Source organism: Candidatus Enterococcus ikei (genome assembly GCF_017316105.1).
GTDB classification, from domain to species: Bacteria; Bacillota; Bacilli; order Lactobacillales; family Enterococcaceae; genus Enterococcus_L; species Enterococcus_L ikei.
In genome coordinates, this window is sequence record NZ_JAFLWD010000020.1 from 45,181 (window position 1) to 65,839 (window position 20,659).

A 20,659-nucleotide genomic window follows, 5' to 3' on the forward strand; every position below is an offset into this window, starting at 1 on the left:
AAAGGAACGACTTTCGATGAATAAAATTGAAATGATGAATGAATTAACGGATATAACCTTACTATTTGATGAACCTTTGATGAATTTTACCTTTACTAAAACAGGTGGACCTGTAGACGTTTTAGCTTTTCCAAAATCAAAAGCTGAAGTGGCTACTCTGGTTGAATACTGTAAAAATCATGAAATTCCATGGCTTGTTTTAGGAAATGCTAGTAATTTAATTGTACGAGACGGCGGGATTCGCGGCATGGTGATCATGTTAGAAAATATGAAGCAAATTTCTGTTTCTAAAAACCAGATCATTGTTGAAGCAGGAGCGAAATTGATCGATACAACATATGTTGCATTAGATCATGATCTGACAGGCTTTGAGTTTGCTTGCGGCATTCCAGGGAGTATCGGCGGAGCTGTTTATATGAACGCAGGTGCTTATGGTGGTGAGATCAAGGATGTTTTCACAAGTATTGATGTGTTGTTAGAAGATGGAACGGTCAAAACCTTTACAAATGAAGAGATGGCATTTTCATATCGTCACAGTGCGATTCAAGATATGCATTGTATTGTGTTAGAAGCGACTTTTTCTTTAGAAAAAGGGGAGCACAGCATAATAAAAGGGCAAATGTCAGAGCTGACTGAACTTAGAGAATCCAAGCAACCATTAGAATATCCATCTTGTGGTAGCGTCTTTAAACGCCCAGAAGGACATTTTACTGGAAAACTGATTCAAGATGCTGGCTTGCAGGGACTAAAATGGGGCGGCGCTCAAATTTCAGAAAAACATGCTGGTTTTATTGTAAACATTGATCAGGCGACAGCTACAGATTATGTAGAATTGATTGCCCATATCCAGCAAGTGATCAAAGAAAAATTTGATGTTTCATTGGAGACAGAAGTCCGTATTATTGGTGAAGAACGTTAAAAAAGAAGCCTTTCAGTTGGAAGGCTTCTTTTTTTATGCTCTTCAGAATATTTTCACTGGATATTTTCAACATTTAAATACTTAGTTTCACAGTAATAACCTTTACCGCCAACATAAACCTTTTCTATTTCATCCTGGTCATTGGTTGCCAATTTAACGAATATTTCGGAAGGCGAGTCTAAAGAATAACCTTGTTCAAATACATAGACTTCTTTTTGCAAGTAGTTGTGCTCATAAAGGTAGCAAGCTAATGCACCGTTTGACGTTCCAGTTGCTGCTTCTTCATTGATATCGTATAGTGGCGCAAAATTTCTGCATATAATTCGATCGTCAGTAAAAGTATATAGATGCGTCCCAACAACATCGTAAGCCTGGCTGATTTCTTTGATTTTGTCAAAATTTGGTTGTAGTGCATGTAATTGTGTTTCACTTTTTATGGGAATCAAAATATCTTTTAAGCCAGTGGAAACGATTTGAATCGGGTATTTATGATCAATATCTTTACTATCAAAACAGGCACTGAACTCGTTTGGAGATAAAGTATCATAGAATAGTGGTTTGGTTTGTTCCATGAATATATTGTCATCGTTTATGGTGATAGTAAGAACACCGCTGTTTGTTTCAATCGTATAGTGATTCCTAAAAATTTTATTTAAATACATCAATATCACGAAAGAGCCAATTGTGGCATGACCACATAAATCAACTTCTTCTTTTGGTGTAAAATATTCAAATTTATAATCAGCAATTTCAGAATCTGATATAAATGCAGTTTCTGCGTAGCCTAGTTGTTTGGCTATTGCCATTTTCTGAGTGGTGGTCAATGTATTTTCCATCAGTACCACTCCTGCTTTATTTCCGCCATTATGATCCTTGCTGAAGGCACTTGCTACATAAACGGATATGTTCATAAGACACCTGCTTTCATTACTTAGAATAAATTGTAGCGTAGAAAACACTACACATAACTATTGTTGGGTAAAATTTTTGTAAAGCAAAAGACAAACTATTTTCTGCATTTGATTTCTCAAAAAATAGTTTGTCTATAGTAGCCTTTTAGTTGAAAGGCTGCTTTTTTATCATTTTATTCAGCATTTGCCTGTAAATCTTCGATCTCAACAACTTTAAGATTCTTACGCTCTAAATTCTCAACAATCACTGCACACGTTTCTTCAGTTGTGTCTGCAGGTAAAGTGATCAAGGTACGGCGGATAAATTCATCCTCACCAATATCTAGCGTAATACAGCTGGCGATACTACTGTGTTTCGCAATAATTTTCGTCATTGCGGCTAGATCTCCTTGTTTACCTGTTGTAGCAATTGTCAAAACATAACTACCACGCTGAATATTCCAAGACTGAGCAAGGATATTCAATAACGTGCTATGTGTTAAAATTCCATAGAAATAATTATTCTCATCCAACACAGCGATGTAAGGCAATTCTTTGATCGTAAAGAAAACTTTGAAGAATGATGTGTTCACAAAAATAAATTTTGTCGCATTTTTTAATAAATAAGTCACTGGTAAACTCATGTCTCCACCGTTTGCTTTGTGGCGGTAGATGTGCATTTTATAGATATTTCCTCTGAAAATCTTTTCCGATTCATCTAAGATCGGTACACAACGATAACCTGAATCTTCAAGGATTTTCAAAGCCTCTTCCAATGTGCAAGATTCATTGACAGTTGTAAGATTTTTCTTTTTGATAACAACGGATTTTAATAACATATTTTGACCTCCCGTAGGTTAAATTCATCTGACAATGTAATGATAACATAATTTGAAAGAAAACCATAGTTTATTGACGTAGTGGAAGGTTTTTGGAATTAAAATGAGAACATTTTAATTCATGCGAACACTTTGAAATTAAATACAATGATTAAATAACATGAATGGAAATGAAGTCATAAGAAGTCTATCTTATGGCTTTTTTGCTTACTGTTTTGTTGAAATTAATAGACAATACAGTAGCAAGAGACAAGTTGCTAACTCAGCCGGTTGCCATAAAGAAAAACTTTGTGAGTGTCACAGGAATCAAGTAGACAGGTTCGTACAGCCATTTCGGGAGCTCCCCAAAATGTACCGAGGGCAGAAGATCAGCGATCTGTACCTTGTAAAATAGGTGACGACTACCAAGCTCAAAAGGTCGGTGGTGGAAGCCCTGTGCGTGCTTCTGTTCGCTTTGTGGGGTTGAGTGGAGAACAATACACCCTTTTAAGAAAGTATTCGCAAAGCTGCCTCTATGAGGTTTTCTCAAGGGTTAGGGTGAGAGAAGTAAAACGGAAGTTAGAACCTGCAAGCTCAGCTTGTTTGATTTTTTTGCAACTTGCGTAGGGCGAGCCCTGCCCACCGTTCCGGCGGCTAAAAAGGAGTGGGCAAGCCCACTGATCTAAAGAAAAAGGTGTGCTGCGCACAATTAGAGATAGGGGCTTTGCCCCTAAAACCCCAGCCAAACATTCCTGCTACCGAAATATAGGAGCTCAGGGATCTTGTCAACAGTTTTGTTCAGCAATCATTCGGCTACTACAATCTAAATCATAACCTGGAGGAAAGAAAGGGTAAAATGCACGAGCAAGCTCGCCCTTTCCTTCCACCAGAACATGATTTTTGACGATTGTGCCGAACGATAGCTGAACGAAATAAACAGTTAAAAATAAGATATTGTGTAACCGGGGGTGGCGGGGGACTGTGTCCCTCCGTCCATGAATTAAGAGAAGGAGTGAGAAAATGATGGAATGTGTTGCTTGTCATTCTAGCAGCTGCTCAACGTACAAAATGAATAATACGCTAAAAAATGAGATCATTCGCTGTTATCGATGTGAAAAATGTCATTGTACATTTGAAACAGTTGAAAGCGTAGTACGTCTGATAGATCAGAAACTTTCTGAATCAACTGATAAACAATTAAAAGAAAAAGAACGACGCATACAAGAGATAGGACTTTCAGCTGAAGAAATTCATTACTTACAGCGATGTGAGGAATTAAATTGTAGTGATTGGTTAAAAGAGGTTCAGCGACTAAAGGGGATTTCAGGAAATTCAGAAGAAGATCATTTTCTACAGCAACGATTACAAGAAACAAAACTTCAGAAGCCAGTAATCAACGTTTTAATCTATTACATTTTGCTAGTTCGTAATAGACATTATTTACACAGCGGCAAGACATTTTTTACTACTACAAGAGACTGGGAACAAAAAAAGATTATGACCGCAGAACAAGCATTTTCTCAGCTGAAGGAGCATGAAAGAAAAATTAGTACGAAGGGAAATCGAAAGATAATCCGAAAAGAAGTAATGCCGGATTGGTCAGCTGAAGAACGAAAATTAACTGAAGAGGAAATGCTGGAATTTGAGATCCAAACATTGAAATTTATGGACATAGAAACAAATCGTGAAGAAGTGATCCGGTGGATCCAGTATAAAGAAACTGTTGAGATTGGAACAACTTTAGGAGAAATGGTTACAGCATTTCAAGAATGGAGGGAAAAGGTGTGACAAAAGGATTGCCCGTATCAATTAGGGATATTCAAAAATACGGAAAAAAAGTCCGGCTTTATACAGGTGAACAAGGAATTGTCGTAAACCATTTAGTTTCATACAGGAAACAAATAGATACGAACGGCAAAAAAACTAAGAATAAGCGAACAACCCACGAACCGTTATACGTTGTTTATGATCAGGTGAAGTACGTCTTTGATCGCCACGGCATAAAGATTGCTGAACGAAAAACAGCAGGAAGCGCCTTGCTTTCTACTGGTAAAGGTTATTTTAGAAAGGTACAAAAAGTCTGTAAAGCAGGAGGGCAACATGAACAAGTTAAAAACTGATGTTGAGTTGAATGTTAGCGAGTATAGAAAAGCCAAATATGACAAAGAAAATGAGTTGATCAATAAGTTGTTTGACGAGAATATCAATAAGATCAATGATTTCATTTTGAATCAAGCTAAGAAAGAAGAAAATATAGAGCATGGAGTAGTTGAAATTTCGTATCGTGATTTATTTGAATTAGCTTGTATAGAATATGATGATTTTAAGTTATCGAATAAAAAAATAAGGGAAGTTGAGACAAATTTATATAGATATTTTTTGAATTGTGGATTTAAAGGAACATTACTGTATAAACTAGATCATTACGTATTGTTTCTTGTAGATAAGTTATGTGATGAACCTTACAGTTATTCATGGAACATTGGCTTAAAGATTTAAAAAATCATAGTAAAAGGAGTGAACAGAATGCATACTATTTTAACTTACTTAATAGGTTTTCTTGATTGGCTTAATGGTGTGATTACAAGTCTGCTTCTCTATCTAGGTAAACCTTTAGAAAAACTAGTATATCTTAATAGCCTATCGTTACCTGTTTTGATTATTTTAACAGTTATATGTGTCGCTGGTATAGGCATGTTACTTTATTTATCGATAGAAAGTGAAGAAAGCAGCACTGATATTTCTAAAAATGATGGGGCAGGTGGAAGCAATGGGACGTAAAAAAAGTAAAATCAAGAAGAAACAGCGGAAGATACGAGAGGCTAGAAAGCTACAAGATCATATCAGCAAACATGGCTATACACAAGAATTAAAGCTGCAGGTATTACTCAAACGAAATGAAATTACAGATCGTGAATACCAGGAATGCATGAAAGAGCTAGAAAAATAATTGTAGAATATTCCTCTTTTTTTGCTTGCTGATTTTCAGTAAGTTTGATCCTTGAAAATTAAATTGTTTAGTCAACAACCTTTTTCTATCAGTGCAGCTACTAAAGGGGGAAAGGTAAATTACGCTGATAAAGCGTCTGCTGCGTGCACCTTATCACTTGTTTCAGCAGTTTTGAAACATTTATCCGTGGTCGGACAGACCCAAAAGATAAGGAGAGTTTGAGGTTCCGGTTGCTATAAACCTTACAATCAAAACTTTGACTGTAAAAATAAACAGAAAAATCAGTAAACAAAAGAAGAGGAAACTTATTTATGGGAGTGAATGAATAATGAAAAATATAATTAGAGGTGGTTACAGAAAAGTTCCAGTAATTTCAAATGGTTTGGAAATTAGGAAAAGGTCTCTTGAAGATTTTTTACTAATACATGGAACAGTTGAGGTAGGTAAAAATCTATTTATCGTACCCTATAATGAACTAAGAGAAGAGTTGTTTTGGCTGCAGAAGTTTGAAAAGGAAGTTTGTAGTCTTCAATTGATAACAGATCCAACGATTTATTATGAATGGTTAAACAAAAAGAGAGAACCTTTGTTGCGTAAATTGTGGAAACTTATTGCTGAAGGAAAAAAGAAACGAGGGAAAGTTAATGAAGAAAATAAAAGTATTTCAACATAAAGAAACAGGAGCTTATTTCCCGTGGACGTATGAACATTCAGATGATTTTGATGCAGGAACAACAACTAAGCTGTTAGACGCTATGTCATTCAAAGATTCTGCGACATTAAATCAGATTATTTTGGAATTTGAAGAGACAAAAAAAACTCATAAAATGCGTTTTCCAAATAGCGAGTTTTCCGGCTTAGGGTTTGATGATCAAGAGCTGATAGAAAATTATGAATTAGTTGAAAAGGAGTTAACAGATGAAGATTTCTATAGATCGCTGATTCAATCAGGATCTTAGAAACGTGTGTAAGAATTATACACACGATTTTGTATATCTATGTTTGGGTGATAAAGATAATAACGTAACAGAGGGATATACATAGGCATATGTTCGATATAGTTTTCTAAAAGGAATAGTCAAACTTAATAATAAATGATAAAATGGAGGTAAAGAAATGGAGTTTATAGAGTTTATGGCAAAAAATAGTTCGCTGACAATCGGTGTAGTAGTAGCGATAATAGGTTCATGTTTGACTGTGCTAGGTTTGTGTTATCAGGTATGGAGTTTTACAATAACTCAGAATAAGCAAAATAATTTGAAAAATGAACAAAGTTACTATCAACCATTAGCATTGGATTTCGGTTTTTCAGAAGAAACTTTAGACATTCCCAACCTAACAGATCGATTAACTGTTAGAGATATTCCCAAGTTGAAATTAGAATTTTATCAAGGCTTTCCTGTAGGAAACAAAAGCTTTTATGCCTCAAATGAAAAAGATATTATCTTTTATACAGAGGTTGACCATGATTTTGAAAAATTATTAGCTAAACAAAAGAAAAATTCATCTTCAGAAATCACCTTAACTGTTGCTCCAGCATTTCCTATAACCGATGAAAGTGATTCTCTGTTATATTCAACCACGTTTCATTTAATTACGGATTTTTTACAAAATAAACAGTTATTTATGGTCATGTATGTTATGAACAAACCAACTGGGTCTGATCAAGAGACTTCTGTTATAGGAGGATTAGTTTTTGACAAAGACTATACGTTATTAAAAGATACGACAGAGTTTACTTTCTTAAAAGATTCTATACCCTTAGGTGAAAAGGAAGAAGCTGAAGCCGGAAAAGTTGTGACAAAATATTTACCAGTATATGCAGATTTAGTGAAGAAGATAAACGATTTATAGATAAAATTATTATTTTAGTATTATATAGAATATTATTTCAGGAGGAAATCATGAAACTAACAAAGAAAACAATTATTGCAGCAAGTATTATCGGGGTTCTTGCTATTGGCGGGGGAACAGGTATGGTTATTCACAATAATCAGGTTTATGCGCAGCAAGCAGCTGAGAAAAAGAAAGAATCTAAAGCCGCCTATGAACAATTAAAGAAAGACGCTAAATCTGCTATAGATAAGGCGTTTGAGACACGAAAAGATGAAAATATCACCAAAGCTCAAGAAGCGATTGACAAGTTAAAAGAAAAGGACCAAAAGGAGTTTAAACTTGAACTTGCAAAACTAAAAGCGTTTCTTTCTCAGATTAAGGAAACAACTAAACTAATTGATACAGCTGAAAAAAGCAAGAAAGACGATGATGTGAAAGCAGCTCAAACAGCCATCGATGGAGAAAAAGACGACTACTTAGAAAAAGATAAAAAAGCTCACCAGGAACGATTAGGTAAGATTAAAAAGTCTATTTCTGATCAGAAAGCAAAAGCAGATCAGGAAAAGAAAGCAGCGGAAGAGAAAGCCAAAGCTGATGCTGCAGCTAAAGAAGCAGCCCAGGCTCAACAAGCGTCAGCAGCAGCCCAAACAGCTGTAAATACTGAAACAGCAGCACCAGCTGCAGAAGGAGCATATGCTGGTTCAGGTGGTACAGCGGATCCTGGAACTGGAGGAGGCAGCTATTATCCTAATGACTACCAAGAACCACAAAACCAAGCCCCAGCAGCACCGTCACAACCAGCACAGCCTAGTCAACCTTCCAATGGTGGCGGAGGTGGAGCAGGTTCAGGAGGTATGACCCAAGATCAATTAGACGAATCAGCAAGAGAACAAACAGATCCAACAAAAGATCCAAATAGCCCATGGTTTAACAAATAGATGTAAATTAGTCTTCCCCAAATATAATAGATGACAGAAGCAATCAGTTTATTCATACAAACTGATTGCTTTTTTTGTTTGTAAAGGAGTTGCTCAAATGCACAGTATACGTTCGCCTTCTTAAAAATTAGAATTTAAAATAGCCAAAAAATTATAGGAGAGAACATTTTATGCATAAAAATGAATGGAAAAGAAAGTGGAAACAAAGGCTATCCTCGTTAGGTATATTGATTGTTTTAGGCTTAGCTGCAGTGATTCCATTAGTACCAAAATTGCAGGAAGCTGAAGCATTAACACTTCCTAGTGGTGTAACTGAGATAGGTAAAATTAACAATGCACCAGTTCTGAAAGCACCTACAAATGATATGGACGATCTCTGGTTTCAGGAATTAACCCAAAGTCTTTTTGAAGATATTGGTACACCAAGCTACATTATTAAACAAGTAACTTGGGGATCAGATACGGTTTTATATAATGGAAAAGACTTGTCTTCCTTTGGAAGTGCACCAACAACGATATTCGGTGGTGATGGATATTTACCTACTGATAAAGGGATTAATTTGAAAGTTGGACAATCTGCTTATATTCAAAATGTTGGTATAGCGATTCAAAGTAGTACAGGTAAAGAAGTTCCATTATCAATGGAAGTAAAGCTTGAAGGAGCTGAAGGCTTCGGTTCTGCAAACTCCCCTTTGACAGCGTTTGATGAAGCCTTATTAGTGGCTAAAAATCAAAGTGGGGTATTAACTCTAGGCTGGGGTACTTTATCTCAGGGTGGAACAGAAGGTGGCGGACAAGGCGAAGGTGGAGGCGTTGAAGGTGGTGGTTCTTCAGATGGATCGTCTTTAATGTTCTTAGACAATATCAACTATAAAGTAATGTTGATTGATTCCAATACGGGAAAACCTTTGCCAAATGACACTTTAATGCCAATTAAAATGAGTGATATTGATGCGTCACAGCGTGCCACGATGGACGGTGAGGGTGCCTTGGGTTATATAGTATCTCCTGATACTAAACTATCTATTAGTGGAAATGGAATGGTCTCAGCCCCCGGTGGAGCCATTAACAATGATACAACACAATTATCACCTAATTCATATTTAGTGTTCAAAAAGTGGAATACTAATACAGTTGGCTACAAATATACAGATGGTTTAAACAATCACTTAGATATTATAACAGGAATCTTTGGTGTACTTCCTAGTTGGAAAGTTGGCGGTTATTTAGAAATCGATAAGTCAACAATTCAGTATGGAAAAAATCATTGGAACGATCTTTACTCATTTGACAAGCTAGAATTTGACGTACTTAACAAGCAAGGAAAAGTTGTAGATACAATCAAATTAGACAAGAACGGAAAAGGAAAGAGTAAATATTTACCTTTAGGCGACTATGTTTTAAAAGAAAAATCCTATAATTGGGCAAGCAGTGGTCAAACCATTCGTCCGGATCAGACTGTAAAAGTGGAAGCTGGGCAAACAACAACCATTGAATTGAAAAATACGGCTGTTACTGGTGAAATCACGATCAAGAAAACAGGGGTTGAATCAGGAAAAGACGTTTGGAATAGTAACTATACTTTAGCCGGAAACAAATTTACATTGATTTCTAAAACTGATGGTAAAACGTATACTGTGACAACAGATAAAACGGGTACAGCTGTTGCTAAAAATTTACCTTTAGGTGTGTATACAATTGAAGAAACTGAAGCTTCTGAAGGGTTTGTAAACACATTTAAGAAAACAGAAGTCACTCTTTCATACAAGGATAACAAGACTGAGGTTGTCTTTGGAGAAGCTGCAGGAACGAACCAAGAAGTTAAAGGCGAAAATACGCTGCAGAAGGTTGATACAGAAACAGAGCTAGAACAAAATGGTAAAGCTGTAATGAAAGACGCTAAATATCAGCTTTTTTATGCTGATGATTCTACGGGATCCAGTCCACATAAAAATGGCGATTCAGTAAAATGGACAGACACCCCAGCACCTAAATTATTGACTGGTGAAAAGGTTACAGAAGCATTGATCGGCGGAAAACTATTTAAATTTGGCGATTCCGTGGTGCTAGACGTTGACGATGAAACGTTGAAGGTTGGTGTTGGTAACCTTGCAGCTGGAAAATATTTTTGGTTAGAGGTCGATTCTGGAGAAGGATATACAGTAGATCCAACAAAGCATACGTTTGAAATCAAAAAAGTAGACGACAAAACCGCAACTATTGTTACGAAAGATTCTCGATCTGAAGAGCAAGGAATTAAAGCAAAAATTACGCTTGATAAAAGCTTAACTCTTCCTGATAACCAGGGCGGCTCTGGATTCAATTTTATTGAGTTCACCGCAACGCCTTTAGAAGGAACAACAGCAGAGCTGGTTCTCTTTAAAACGGGCGTTAACCCAGTTACCGGAGATGATGGCTTTGCTACAGGAGAGTTGATTTATGGTGATTGGATCCTTGAAGAAACCAAAGGTATACCAGGCTATGAAGACGTTAAGCCGATTTATATTCATATGACAACGGATTTTGAAAAGGATCAGGTAACAATCAGTGCGAGCCGTCATGCCGATTTTAAAGATCCGTTTTCATCAAGAACATTCAGCTTACGTGATAGTTCTTCAGAAGAAAATCCAAATAGTGAGGGAACTGTAGGCGAAGTTACAAGCGAGGTTCCGACAATTAGCCTTTCAACCATTCGATTGAATGACAACCCACCCATTCCAAAAGTACCGGAAGAGCCAGGGAAACCAACGAAAGACGTTGCGAAAACTGACGGTGGCGAATCAATCAACGGAAAAGACGTAGCGTTGGCTTCAGACTTTTATTATGTATTAAAACCAGCGATCAAAGAACCAGGAAGAGAAACAATTAATCAATGGATCTATGACGATGATTTTGATGAAACACATGACAAATACAATGGATCCTATACAGTTTATGCTTCTGTTGATTTTGATAAATACAAGAAAGGTGATAAGTTACCTTCAGAGTTTTTTAAAGCCGAAGAGAAAGACGGTCACTTGATTTTTACAACTCAACAGGAACTCTTAGATCTACTAAATGCTAACAAAGATAAACAAGTCGGAGTTTACATTTACGCTAGTTTTAATCGATTTGCAGCTTCTGACAAAGTGGTGAATACATTTGATGAAATTACGAATGATCACACTGAAAAATCAAATGAAGTACACACAAAAACTCCTACACCACAACCGCATAAATTTGACTTATCGGTTCCAGGTTATGATCTGACAGGTGAAAAATTGTTAGACGACGATAATGAAATGAATGATCGTTACGCTGATTCTAATAAGGATCCGTATGCTGACAAGACAGGAAACAATGAAAAAGAAAATATCAACACAGCTGACGTTAAGCCAGGACAAGTGCTTTATTATCAACTTTGGTTAGATACTACACCATTTGACGAGACAAGCAAGCTAACGTATTTGCGCATGGTTGATAAATATGATACGGCTTCTTTGACTTTAGATACTAAAAACGTCAAAATTTGGAACGCTAAAGGTGAGGACGTAACAAGCAACTTTAAGATTGAAGATAGTGAAAGCACACTTACAATATCAGCTAATGTCTTTAAAAAGGCGAAAAATTCAAAAGGGGAAGAGGTATCAATCGTTGATACTGAAAAAATTCCGCTAGGACAACGCTATAAGATTGACGCACCTATGACGGTTAAAGCTGATGTTGCAGTAGGTAAGGATATTATCAATACAGCTAGTCAAGAATATGCTGATACTGAAGGGATTGAAGGTAAACAGATTACAGAGAAACGAGTGAATAAAGTACCAGTACCAGAAAAACCAGCACCTAAAGATCCGGCACCATTTAATCCAACAGATCCGACAACTTATTTACCGTCTACTGGTGAATTAATCAGCAAATATCCTATGATGGCAGGGCTTGTACTAGTATTTATTGCTGCAGCCGTTTATATCTATCAAAGAAAGCGTAAAGAAATACCTGCAGCTGAAGAACCACAAACACCAAACAATTACTATATTGACGAATAATCAAAAGGAATTTTCTAGTTGAGATTCCTTTTTTTGTATGCAAAAAATGCCTCCTAATTGAATTGGGAGGCAAAGGGGGGAAACAAAGACTGTGTCCTTATTAGAGGTAGCATTCAGGCTATATATTACAAGTGCATTCAGTTTTCTCAGTTACTTTTTCTTAAAGTGGATATATATAACAGACCGCTATAAAAGAGCCATGACGGAGAAAGAAAAAAGTGATACAGGCTGGTTTTTAGTCGGTTACACTATTTTATTTTCCGTTATAGCTTTCTTGGTTTTTAGTCAATAATTGTTTGTAATAGTTGAATAAACAACCATACAACACTACCCAGTGTTGCTGCTTTTAATAGAAATTTCTTGATAGAGACGCCGACGTAAGACTTATTAATAGCATTCCAAAGTATTGATGCAAAACTAAAAAAATGTAGAAGAAATGGAAAGATTAAAAAAGACGAAAGCATCAGAATAACTATAGTAACAACATTTAAACTGAGATTAGAGGAAATAATTAATTTGGTAGAAAATGATTGCTTGTAAATCAACAGCAAATAGACCATCGCTAATACGATTGACATGAAGCCAGAGCTTACTTTGTCTAACAATGTATAGTCGTCTTCTGTAGGCTTTGGTTTTGTCATACTGCTATCTATAATATCAAAAGAAATTCCAGTTAACTGAATGAAAAGAATAGCTGCAGCAGTTGCAGAAAATAAAACTAGGACTGTAATCATTCGATCAATAGTGAATGCTTGATTAAAGTCTTTAGGGAGTAAATCAATAGCAATCGAGAAAAGAGCGTGTGTTCCTTCAGGAAAAAAGAGTGACGCAATAAAAAGAATTTTTAAAGTTTCCAGCAATATGACTGATTTTGTGGTCAAGTGTTGAATCGTAGTAATAGCAGTGTTCATGAGAAAACTCCTTTTTTTCTATCAGTTTATCACATTATTATACAGAGAGGCGTGAAAAAATGGCCATACAGTTTCAATTTGAGAAAACAAGTAATATGCGTGTTCCGTTAAAAGAGCCGCTGCCACTTAGCCAAGCAGAAGCTTTACTAGAAAAAGAAAACAGCTATGCAGTGGAAGAACAATCTGAAATGACGTTTACTTATTCGTTGTTAAATGAGGACGATGTGGACGTCGTACAATTCAGCTACAAATTTCCTGAACCTAACTTTTCCTTGTTAGGATCGATAATAAAAGAATTACCCACTTTTTCAGAAGAAGAGCAAGAGGTCATTGTCCCCTGGTTAGAAGAAGGATTCGGGAAGAAAATTAGAAGAGCTGAAAGACCTCTTCAGATTCAAGCACCATTAGAACAAACGCAGCCCGTTCCTAAAAATAAAAAAAACAAAAAATCTATTTTAGCTAAATTTTTCAAACGACAGTCTAAAAAACAAGCTGAGGTTATTGTGGAAGCATCAAATGATCAACAAATAGTTGTTCCAATGCAGCGTTCCATTGTTCAACCCTTGAACCAGGAGATTATGCAGCGATTTGAAACTGCTTTAGATACTGAAAACTATCCTGAAGCTATTCGATTGTATGAAGGCTATACAGCAATATTGAGCGGAAGAAATGAATTGATTGCAGCAGGCTATTGTTATTTACGTACAGACCAGCTTCAAAAGGCTAAAACAGTCAATCAAGGTCTGATCAGTTCAGCACTTACACAAGATATTCTTGTAATGGATCAGCTGCAGGCATTGGTAAAGGCAAGTCAAGAAAAGCTTTCTATGCTTCAGCTCAAACCGCTTGAAAATGTAGAAGAAATTCAAGAATTAACGAATCAAATTGTACTATATACACAGGAAATGGAAGGGATCTAGTCGTGAAGAAATGGCTGATCGCTAGTTTATTGTTTACTGTAGCGCCGCTTCTGATCCTGATTATGAGTATTGCTTTAGTTTTTGGTATACAGGAAGAAGAGCTTGCTCAACCTTCCGGTGATTCAATCGCTTTTACTGGAGAGTTTACACCGGATCTTCCAGCTGTTCCGGATATTAAAGGAACAGGAAATTTTTCAGATGAAACGGCTCAACTCGCTGTAGCTACAGCGATCAAATATCGCTTATTACCTAGTGTGATTCTTTCACAATTCGCCTATGAGAGCGAGTGGGGACGTTCACATAGTGCAACAGCAGATAACAATTTTTTGGGTATCACCTGGTTTGAAGGGTGTCCTTTTCCAAAAGGGACAGCCCGGGGGATTGGCGGCAGTGAGGGCGGCTGGTATATGCGTTTTCCGGACGCAAAGACAGCCTTTAATTATTATGGGTACATGGTGGCTAAGCAGTCTAATTTCAACGCATGTGTGGGAAATAAAAGCCCAGGAGAATGTCTACTTATTCTAGGTCGTGGTGGTTATGCTGCTGCTGGAATCACTGAAACTAGTCCATATTATACCAACTGCTTGGCGATTATTCAGAGTAATCGATTATCTGAACAATATGATCAAGTTGCAATTTCTCGTTGGTTAGAGCTTCCAGGGCTAGATCCAATTATTGGAAATGGTAAGATTGCTGTTTTGGAGAGTGTTCTAGGATCTAAAGTAGGTTCAGGTCAATGTTATGCGCTAACTGCTTACTATGTGCGCTCACAAGGTGGTCCCGAGCTAGACGGTTCCGGTAAAATCTATGCTAGTCAAATAGGCAGTGATTATGACTGGAGTAATTATGGCTGGAAAGTTATTTTCAATCCGACTTTTGAACAATTAAAAACCGGGGACGTGATCAACTGGGGAGCTGGTGGAATTGCTATAACACAATATGGTCATACGGGCGTGATTTATGCAGTAGGATCCGGTGGGAGTTTTTCTACTTATGAACAAAATAGTGCTGGGGAATTTGTAACAAAACACAATCGTTCCATGCAATCAGCACCGATCACTAGTATCGTACGGAAAGTAAAAAAATAATGTAAGGAGAATGACGAATATGTCTAAAACAAGTTTGTTCCTGTGCTTCATACTTTTAGCAGGAATGACACTAACAGCTTGCAGTACCTCAAAGAAAGGGAAAGATAAGGCAGTCAATTCTAGTGAAGAAGTACATTTGATTGAAAGTTCCACTGTTAAGGAAAACAATAGTACAGAATCAAAAACAAAAGAAAGCAGTGCCGAGGCTTCCACTGAGGAATCAACAGAGAAACAAGAAGAAACGGAATCGTCAGCTGAAGAACTTTCTATGAATGATTTAGAAATTCAGACGTTTTTAAAAGAATTTGGTGAAAAGTTTGTAAATTACAAGAGTATTGACGAAAGAAACGGAGCAGTTAAAGGCTTTTTAACTGAAGAATGTGCCAAAGAAAACGGTATGACAGTCAAAGTAAATGCTGATTTTACGGCACAAGGAGAAGTTATTCAGATTTATAGACCGTTTGAATCTGATAAAAACCAGTCCTATATCATTGTTGGAAAAGAACGATCGTCAGCTGGTGAGCAGGGGATCCTTCTTACTGTTTCTCTTCAGGAAGAGAATGCTGCACTAAAAATAAGTAAATTGACGGTTCATTATGTGAAACAAGCTTACTAGGAAGGAGTGTGAAAATAGTGGAGACACAGCAACAAATAGCGCATGATCAACATACACATTTGAGCGCGGAAACTACCGGGGAAATTAAGAACTTTACTCAGTTTAGCCACGAGATAGAGAATAAAGATAAAGTGAAAATTTACGTTCTCTATCAAATTGAAAACAAGAAATGGAAAAGGGGAACAATTCTTAGTTATAAACGACTATCGCAAGAAATAACCGTTCCTAATAATGCGTATAAAATGGCATTAGAATTTTTAGAAGGTGCTGGATTAATCGTAAATGAGGTAGTGATTGAAGAAAAAGTGCCTGCTACTCTTATTGAACGGTACGGGGTGATTGTTCATGGCAAATAAAGTGAATTTAGCAGCACTTCAGCCAGCTGCAAAACAAGAGAAGAAATCAACAGGAAAATCCGGATTTTTCAAGAAAAAGTCAAAGAAAGAAAAAAAGGGCTGGGGTTGGAATAAAGGAAACATAGGAGAAGGAACAAGAAGTATCAAGTTTAATCGAACGTCACCTAATAAAATTGTCGCAGCTTTTTTATGGTTTTTATTGCTTAGTATGGCATTCTTTCTTCTATTGAATGTATTTACTTCAGGAAGCACTCTTTCAAGTATTGCTAATTTGAATCGATCAGTTGAAAAAATTCAGGCGAATCAAAAGCAAGAAAATGAAAAGGACGATTTTGTTGTTTATCAAGGTCAATCCTTCCTTTATTGGTACTATTTAGCACCGAAAACAAACGAGGAAAAAGAAAGTAGAGATACCTGGTTGAGTAGCTATTTATCAAATGGGTTAAGCTTGCCAACATTGAAGCTAGGTGAAGAAAGCCAAGTGTTAGATATTCAGTTTACAAGACAAGAAACGAAAAAAAATACATTATATGATCGTGTTGTCTATCTTTCTTATGAAGTTACTCTTCAGGCAAACAAGGTTTCTACAGAAGAATCAAAAGAAGCCAGTGAAGCAGAAGAGACAAAAAGCAAGGAGCCTTCAGGAAAGGAAACAGTCTTTCTTCAAGTGACTGTTCCAGCAGCGATTACTGAAGGTGATTTTCGAGTAATAGGATTGCCAGAAATAGCTAGTTTTGGTAAGAGTAGCAATCTATCGAAAGATAAAATTGTTCCATATGACGGAACGGCGTTGTATGCCAGGGGCGAAAAGGTCGCTGATGATCAACAGCCAGCTATGGTGGACTTTTTAACAAAATTCTATCAAATGTATGCTGCGAATGACGAAAAATTGAACATCGTTACTCATGAATCCGGATTTCCTACGCCAGCTGAAGCTAAAAATGTAACCATTCGTAATTTAGTGAAGACTGGTAAAAATGAGTACAAGGCAAACGGAACCGCAGAGGTAACCTTTGAAACAAGTGGGATCCAATTATCAACAAGTTTTACCGTGACCTTTAAACAAGAAGGAAATGGTTATTTTGTTACAACAATAAATAATTAACAGATCAATTCTTTCATAAATAGAATTGATCTTTTTTAGGAGGAAAAACAAAAATGTTTAATCAAACACTATTCTATTTAGGTGTAAGTGGAGGACTAGAGGATTTCTTTAAAAGTATTCAAACGCAGGCTTATTGGGCGCTAGGAATTGCGGCATTGCTGTTTATTGTTATTTCAATTTCACAACAAAGTATTGTCGGACTTGTGCTTTCTATCGTTATTCCTCTTCTTTTAGCGGTGGGAATCACGTTGATGGCTCACTTGCAGGAAATTGGAGAAGCAATTACGAATGTCATTATCAAGTTTACAGGTACAGGAATGATCTATTTTCCAGACTTACTTGATTTGTTTAAAATGCTGCTTTAGGAGGGAGTAAGTCATGGAGTTTAATTTTACAAAAGAATACAATCACGGACACCGAGTTTATAACTTGGGTCCGATTTCTTTGAATCGATGGGCACCGAACGGCTTATCCATTTATCGATTGATTGTTTTTGGCGTGTTTACATTGGGGTGCCTGCTTATTCTATTTTTCGGAGTAATTACCGGAAATGAAGGGATCGTTACCTTTTATCTGAAACACTGGATCCATTTAATTATCGTTTTAGTTTTGCTAGTTTGGACGCTGTTTAGCATGAACTGGGATCAAAAGAACATTTTCCAGTTTGTATTAGGAAGAGGTCTTTTTTATACCAGTAAAGGAAATCAATATGAACATGGGCATGCTGTGATTTATGAAGAAAATCAAACATTCAAGTATAAAAGAATGAAAAGGGGGAAACGTTGTGCGAAGTACAAAGCGTAGACTTGTAGAGCCACCAGTTTATGACTATTTTAAAAATTTTATTTTCAGTAATAGCGGTGGTCATGTGTGGGTTGGCTATCGTATGAAATCAAAAGATTTGCCAATAAATGATATAAACTTTTTTGAGGAACACAACCAAAACGGCAAGGGGTTGTATGATCATGATCAATATGAATATCATCAAATAAACATTCCTGAAGCGTTTGACATCGATAATCAAATAGGATTATTGAAAGATCACTACATTCAAGGGGAGCTAAAAGACGTTGCCAACACCTACCTTGATGTTACATCAAATATTTTAGTGAAAGAAGCAAGCAGCATTAATTATCGGACATATCTATTTGTCAAATTGACAAATGTTCCCTTGCCAAGTAATCCGATTGAGTATGTCAAAATGGCACGGCAAACGTTTGGGCATAGTTTAGTAGAAATGTTTGGTTTTAAAGAAGTAAGCGACAAAGTGGTTGATTCATTTATTGAGCAAGAAGAGGATCTTTTCGGTCATTTAAACTTATATGAACCCGTTGAACGAATTACTGAAGCTGACTATGAATTATGTACTTACTTTATGTATCACCCAGCAGATCCTTATTTGCCTACAAGAGAATTATCCAGTGCAGAGATCAATGAGGGGGCTATTTCAAATCATAACGGGTACATTAAGATTGAGCAGAGAGATAGAACGCATTATATCGCTACACTAGCAATGGTTGACACCCCTAGTTCTGTATTCGGTTCTAGTTGGATCCAAAAGCTGCAGGATAGTGTTAGCTTTGCAATTATGCCTCAAACCCGTTTTCGCTTTGAAAACAATGAAAAAGATAAAAGGATCAATCGAAAAATGAGAAAACGACTGTTCCAGCAGGAAAAAGATAGAAGTATGAAAGCAGAAGAGGAAGCACTTTTTGACGAAGACGAAGTGCTTCTTTTTGGTCAAGAACGGCTGCAGGGGTTGCATAAAGGGCTTAATGAAGGTGAACAACGTTTGTTACGTGCAGATCTTCATTTAACTGTTGCTGCTGATAGTTTGGAAGAGCTGGAGAAGCGAGTAGAACGCCTTGAATATGCACATGAAAATTCTAAGTTTAAACTGTATCGACCAGAAAAGGATCAGTTAACTTATTTCAATCAAGGATTGATAGGTAGCCCGTTCAACTATCGAGTATTTGAACAAACGGTATCAACTGGATTTATTGCAGATCTAGGAATGAATCTTGTGCAGCGTTTAGGAAACAATGTAGGTTTTCCTCTAGGTCGTTTAGTTACCAGCTTAAAAAATATAGAAGACGTTGCACAAGCTATCCAGGTCAATGCGCAGGTTGTATGGTTATTTTTGGGGTTAGCAAAAAAAGCGATACCTGGAGCAAGTATAGCAAACGGGAATACGTTAATTGTCGGACCGCCCGGGGAAGGAAAAAGCTATCTTGCCAAATTAATTTTCTTGTGGAGTGCCTTTTTTGGGCAAAAGGTTCTATACCTGGAGCCTAAAAATGAAATGATTGAATTTGTTGCTGAAGCCCGTGAGAAATATTCCCATATTCCCGAATTTATGGCGTTGTTAGATCGGATCCATTTCATCACGATCGACAAGAAAGAAGAAAATCGAGGAATTTTGGATCCATTGCTATTCATGGAAAGAGAAGAAGCTCTTTCTACTGCAAGACAAGTCCTTTATCGTTTAGGGAAGGTACATTTAGATCCAAAAATTCAAGCAACAAAAGAGTTAGTAATCAATAAAGCAATTTCTAATGAATTAGACGAAGCACAACGCCCATGTATGAGTGGCGCAATCCAACGAATCTATGCTTCAGATAAAGAGCTTGCGGAAACATTAGAAAGCTACAGCGATGGTATAGGAAAAGTTCTGATCGGGACACCGGAGAGTAAGGTAATTTCTTTCGACAATACAATCAATGTTGTAGGTATGCAGGGAGCACAGCCGGCTACTAGGGAAATCCTTGACGCAGGAATGGAAACGGACGACATGAGAGCAAGTGCTATTGTACTTGAAGTTATGAACAAGTTAGTACAAGTCTTTTCTATCAACAAAGACGAGGACGCTATGGTTGTCATCGATGAATTTAAATCGATTGAAGATAGTCCAGCAGGTAGTTTTATTATTGAAGATAACTTACGAAAAGGGCGTGCAAATGGTACAGATATTGTGCTTCTTTCTCAAATGTTAGTAGACGCTGCAAACAAAGACGAACTTATTTCGTATAAGTTCGCCTACAAGCCAAAGTCAGACGAATCGATTGAGAACCTACTAAATTACTTTGAACTGGTACCAAATGCAGCCAATATTCAAATGGTGAAACAAATGAAACCAGGTATTGCATTATTTAGTGATCACCAGGGAAGAAAAGGTCTAGTTGCAGTAGACGCATTATTTGAAGAATGGCATGAAATGCTAAAAACTACGAAACAAAACAGCGAGCAGACACAATTCGCCCTTGAAATGGAGAGGGTGGGTTAGG

22 protein-coding genes are annotated in these 20,659 nt (G+C 36.8%); 19 read left to right on the plus strand and 3 right to left on the minus strand.

The features are described from left to right. Positions 1-16: 16 nt before the first annotated feature. A complete protein-coding gene (murB, locus tag JZO69_RS09095) occupies positions 17-919 on the plus strand; it encodes a UDP-N-acetylmuramate dehydrogenase (protein WP_207112567.1) in 903 nt (300 codons plus the stop codon). A gap of 53 nt (positions 920-972) precedes the next feature. Here the strand turns inward: murB and JZO69_RS09100 are convergent, their stop codons facing one another. Continuing rightward, positions 973-1,830 carry a PhzF family phenazine biosynthesis protein gene (locus JZO69_RS09100; RefSeq protein ID WP_207112568.1) on the minus strand — a complete coding sequence of 286 codons (858 nt, stop codon included), beginning with the start codon at positions 1,828-1,830 and terminating at the stop codon, positions 973-975. A gap of 173 nt (positions 1,831-2,003) precedes the next feature. After that, positions 2,004-2,648 (minus strand): cyclic di-AMP binding protein CbpA, encoded by a 645-nt coding sequence (gene cbpA / locus JZO69_RS09105; protein ID WP_207112569.1) that lies wholly within the window; start codon positions 2,646-2,648, stop codon positions 2,004-2,006. A 999-nt stretch (positions 2,649-3,647) separates the two neighbouring features. Here cbpA and JZO69_RS09110 point away from each other — a divergent pair. The 10 genes from JZO69_RS09110 to JZO69_RS09155 all read left to right on the plus strand — a co-directional run bounded on the left by JZO69_RS09110 (position 3,648) and on the right by JZO69_RS09155 (position 12,379). Beyond that, the gene (locus JZO69_RS09110) at positions 3,648-4,415 is read left to right on the plus strand and encodes a replication initiation and membrane attachment family protein (protein WP_207112570.1); all 768 of its coding nucleotides are present in this window, start codon (positions 3,648-3,650) and stop codon (positions 4,413-4,415) included. Continuing rightward, positions 4,412-4,747, plus strand: a complete 336-nt coding sequence (locus JZO69_RS09115; RefSeq protein WP_207112571.1) for a hypothetical protein — start codon at positions 4,412-4,414, stop codon at positions 4,745-4,747. Before JZO69_RS09110 ends, JZO69_RS09115 begins: the two co-directional genes overlap by 4 nt. Beyond that, entirely contained in the window at positions 4,728-5,126 is a 399-nt protein-coding gene (locus JZO69_RS09120) for a hypothetical protein (protein WP_207112572.1), read from the plus strand. Before JZO69_RS09115 ends, JZO69_RS09120 begins: the two co-directional genes overlap by 20 nt. Positions 5,127-5,153: 27 nt before the next feature. Next, positions 5,154-5,408 (plus strand): hypothetical protein, encoded by a 255-nt coding sequence (locus JZO69_RS09125; protein ID WP_207112573.1) that lies wholly within the window; start codon positions 5,154-5,156, stop codon positions 5,406-5,408. Beyond that, a complete protein-coding gene (locus tag JZO69_RS09130; protein ID WP_207112574.1) occupies positions 5,398-5,577 on the plus strand; it encodes a hypothetical protein in 180 nt (59 codons plus the stop codon). Before JZO69_RS09125 ends, JZO69_RS09130 begins: the two co-directional genes overlap by 11 nt. A gap of 328 nt (positions 5,578-5,905) precedes the next feature. Beyond that, positions 5,906-6,250 (plus strand): hypothetical protein, encoded by a 345-nt coding sequence (locus JZO69_RS09135; protein WP_207112575.1) that lies wholly within the window; start codon positions 5,906-5,908, stop codon positions 6,248-6,250. Continuing rightward, positions 6,222-6,536, plus strand: a complete 315-nt coding sequence (locus JZO69_RS09140) for a hypothetical protein (RefSeq protein ID WP_207112576.1) — start codon at positions 6,222-6,224, stop codon at positions 6,534-6,536. The genes JZO69_RS09135 and JZO69_RS09140 overlap by 29 nt, the downstream gene beginning before the upstream one ends. A 157-nt stretch (positions 6,537-6,693) precedes the next feature. Then, entirely contained in the window at positions 6,694-7,431 is a 738-nt protein-coding gene (locus tag JZO69_RS09145; protein WP_207112577.1) for a hypothetical protein, read from the plus strand. A 50-nt stretch (positions 7,432-7,481) separates the two neighbouring features. Then, positions 7,482-8,351, plus strand: coding sequence for a hypothetical protein (locus JZO69_RS09150; RefSeq protein WP_207112578.1), 870 nt, complete (start codon positions 7,482-7,484; stop codon positions 8,349-8,351). A 170-nt stretch (positions 8,352-8,521) separates the two neighbouring features. Continuing rightward, complete coding sequence (locus JZO69_RS09155) at positions 8,522-12,379, plus strand: LPXTG cell wall anchor domain-containing protein (RefSeq protein ID WP_207112579.1); 3,858 nt, start codon at positions 8,522-8,524, stop codon at positions 12,377-12,379. Positions 12,380-12,660: 281 nt separating this feature from the next. On the opposite strand, the gene JZO69_RS09160 is transcribed toward JZO69_RS09155, so the two are convergent. Further along, a complete protein-coding gene (locus JZO69_RS09160) occupies positions 12,661-13,290 on the minus strand; it encodes a hypothetical protein (RefSeq protein ID WP_207112580.1) in 630 nt (209 codons plus the stop codon). Between the two features lie 59 nt (positions 13,291-13,349). Here JZO69_RS09160 and JZO69_RS09165 point away from each other — a divergent pair, with 59 nt between their 5' ends. From JZO69_RS09165 to JZO69_RS16815, 8 genes are all read left to right on the plus strand, one after another. Next, on the plus strand, positions 13,350-14,210 hold the full coding sequence (locus tag JZO69_RS09165) for a hypothetical protein (protein WP_207112581.1): 861 nt from the start codon (positions 13,350-13,352) through the stop codon (positions 14,208-14,210). 62 nt (positions 14,211-14,272) lie between these two features. Then, a complete protein-coding gene (locus JZO69_RS09170) occupies positions 14,273-15,298 on the plus strand; it encodes a glucosaminidase domain-containing protein (RefSeq protein WP_207112631.1) in 1,026 nt (341 codons plus the stop codon). A gap of 19 nt (positions 15,299-15,317) precedes the next feature. After that, positions 15,318-15,914 (plus strand): EF0163 family protein, encoded by a 597-nt coding sequence (locus JZO69_RS09175; RefSeq protein WP_207112582.1) that lies wholly within the window; start codon positions 15,318-15,320, stop codon positions 15,912-15,914. A gap of 17 nt (positions 15,915-15,931) precedes the next feature. After that, positions 15,932-16,270 (plus strand): hypothetical protein, encoded by a 339-nt coding sequence (locus JZO69_RS09180; RefSeq protein ID WP_207112583.1) that lies wholly within the window; start codon positions 15,932-15,934, stop codon positions 16,268-16,270. Continuing rightward, on the plus strand, positions 16,260-17,375 hold the full coding sequence (locus JZO69_RS09185; RefSeq protein ID WP_207112584.1) for a conjugal transfer protein: 1,116 nt from the start codon (positions 16,260-16,262) through the stop codon (positions 17,373-17,375). The genes JZO69_RS09180 and JZO69_RS09185 overlap by 11 nt, the downstream gene beginning before the upstream one ends. Before the next feature lie 53 nt (positions 17,376-17,428). Then, positions 17,429-17,740 (plus strand): hypothetical protein, encoded by a 312-nt coding sequence (locus JZO69_RS09190; RefSeq protein WP_207112585.1) that lies wholly within the window; start codon positions 17,429-17,431, stop codon positions 17,738-17,740. Positions 17,741-17,753: 13 nt separating this feature from the next. Beyond that, positions 17,754-18,179, plus strand: a complete 426-nt coding sequence (locus JZO69_RS09195; RefSeq protein WP_207112586.1) for a TcpE family conjugal transfer membrane protein — start codon at positions 17,754-17,756, stop codon at positions 18,177-18,179. Further along, positions 18,160-20,658, plus strand: a complete 2,499-nt coding sequence (locus JZO69_RS16815; protein ID WP_207112587.1) for an ATP-binding protein — start codon at positions 18,160-18,162, stop codon at positions 20,656-20,658. Before JZO69_RS09195 ends, JZO69_RS16815 begins: the two co-directional genes overlap by 20 nt. The last annotated feature ends 1 nt before the right edge of the window (position 20,659 follow it).

Coding starts and splice junctions, on each gene's coding strand:
- JZO69_RS09150 (WP_207112578.1), top strand. CDS start 7,482: ATGAAACTAACAAAGAAAACAATTATTGCAGCAAGTATTATCGGGGTT.
- JZO69_RS09170 (WP_207112631.1), top strand. CDS start 14,273: ATGAGTATTGCTTTAGTTTTTGGTATACAGGAAGAAGAGCTTGCTCAA.
- JZO69_RS09110 (WP_207112570.1), top strand. CDS start 3,648: ATGATGGAATGTGTTGCTTGTCATTCTAGCAGCTGCTCAACGTACAAA.
- JZO69_RS09125 (WP_207112573.1), top strand. CDS start 5,154: ATGCATACTATTTTAACTTACTTAATAGGTTTTCTTGATTGGCTTAAT.
- JZO69_RS09160 (WP_207112580.1), bottom strand. CDS start 13,290: ATGAACACTGCTATTACTACGATTCAACACTTGACCACAAAATCAGTC.
- JZO69_RS09135 (WP_207112575.1), top strand. CDS start 5,906: ATGAAAAATATAATTAGAGGTGGTTACAGAAAAGTTCCAGTAATTTCA.
- JZO69_RS09175 (WP_207112582.1), top strand. CDS start 15,318: ATGTCTAAAACAAGTTTGTTCCTGTGCTTCATACTTTTAGCAGGAATG.
- JZO69_RS09165 (WP_207112581.1), top strand. CDS start 13,350: ATGGCCATACAGTTTCAATTTGAGAAAACAAGTAATATGCGTGTTCCG.
- JZO69_RS09190 (WP_207112585.1), top strand. CDS start 17,429: ATGTTTAATCAAACACTATTCTATTTAGGTGTAAGTGGAGGACTAGAG.
- cbpA (WP_207112569.1), bottom strand. CDS start 2,648: ATGTTATTAAAATCCGTTGTTATCAAAAAGAAAAATCTTACAACTGTC.
- murB (WP_207112567.1), top strand. CDS start 17: ATGAATAAAATTGAAATGATGAATGAATTAACGGATATAACCTTACTA.
- JZO69_RS09195 (WP_207112586.1), top strand. CDS start 17,754: ATGGAGTTTAATTTTACAAAAGAATACAATCACGGACACCGAGTTTAT.
- JZO69_RS09145 (WP_207112577.1), top strand. CDS start 6,694: ATGGAGTTTATAGAGTTTATGGCAAAAAATAGTTCGCTGACAATCGGT.
- JZO69_RS09100 (WP_207112568.1), bottom strand. CDS start 1,830: ATGAACATATCCGTTTATGTAGCAAGTGCCTTCAGCAAGGATCATAAT.
- JZO69_RS09120 (WP_207112572.1), top strand. CDS start 4,728: ATGAACAAGTTAAAAACTGATGTTGAGTTGAATGTTAGCGAGTATAGA.
- JZO69_RS09130 (WP_207112574.1), top strand. CDS start 5,398: ATGGGACGTAAAAAAAGTAAAATCAAGAAGAAACAGCGGAAGATACGA.
- JZO69_RS09155 (WP_207112579.1), top strand. CDS start 8,522: ATGCATAAAAATGAATGGAAAAGAAAGTGGAAACAAAGGCTATCCTCG.
- JZO69_RS09140 (WP_207112576.1), top strand. CDS start 6,222: ATGAAGAAAATAAAAGTATTTCAACATAAAGAAACAGGAGCTTATTTC.
- JZO69_RS09185 (WP_207112584.1), top strand. CDS start 16,260: ATGGCAAATAAAGTGAATTTAGCAGCACTTCAGCCAGCTGCAAAACAA.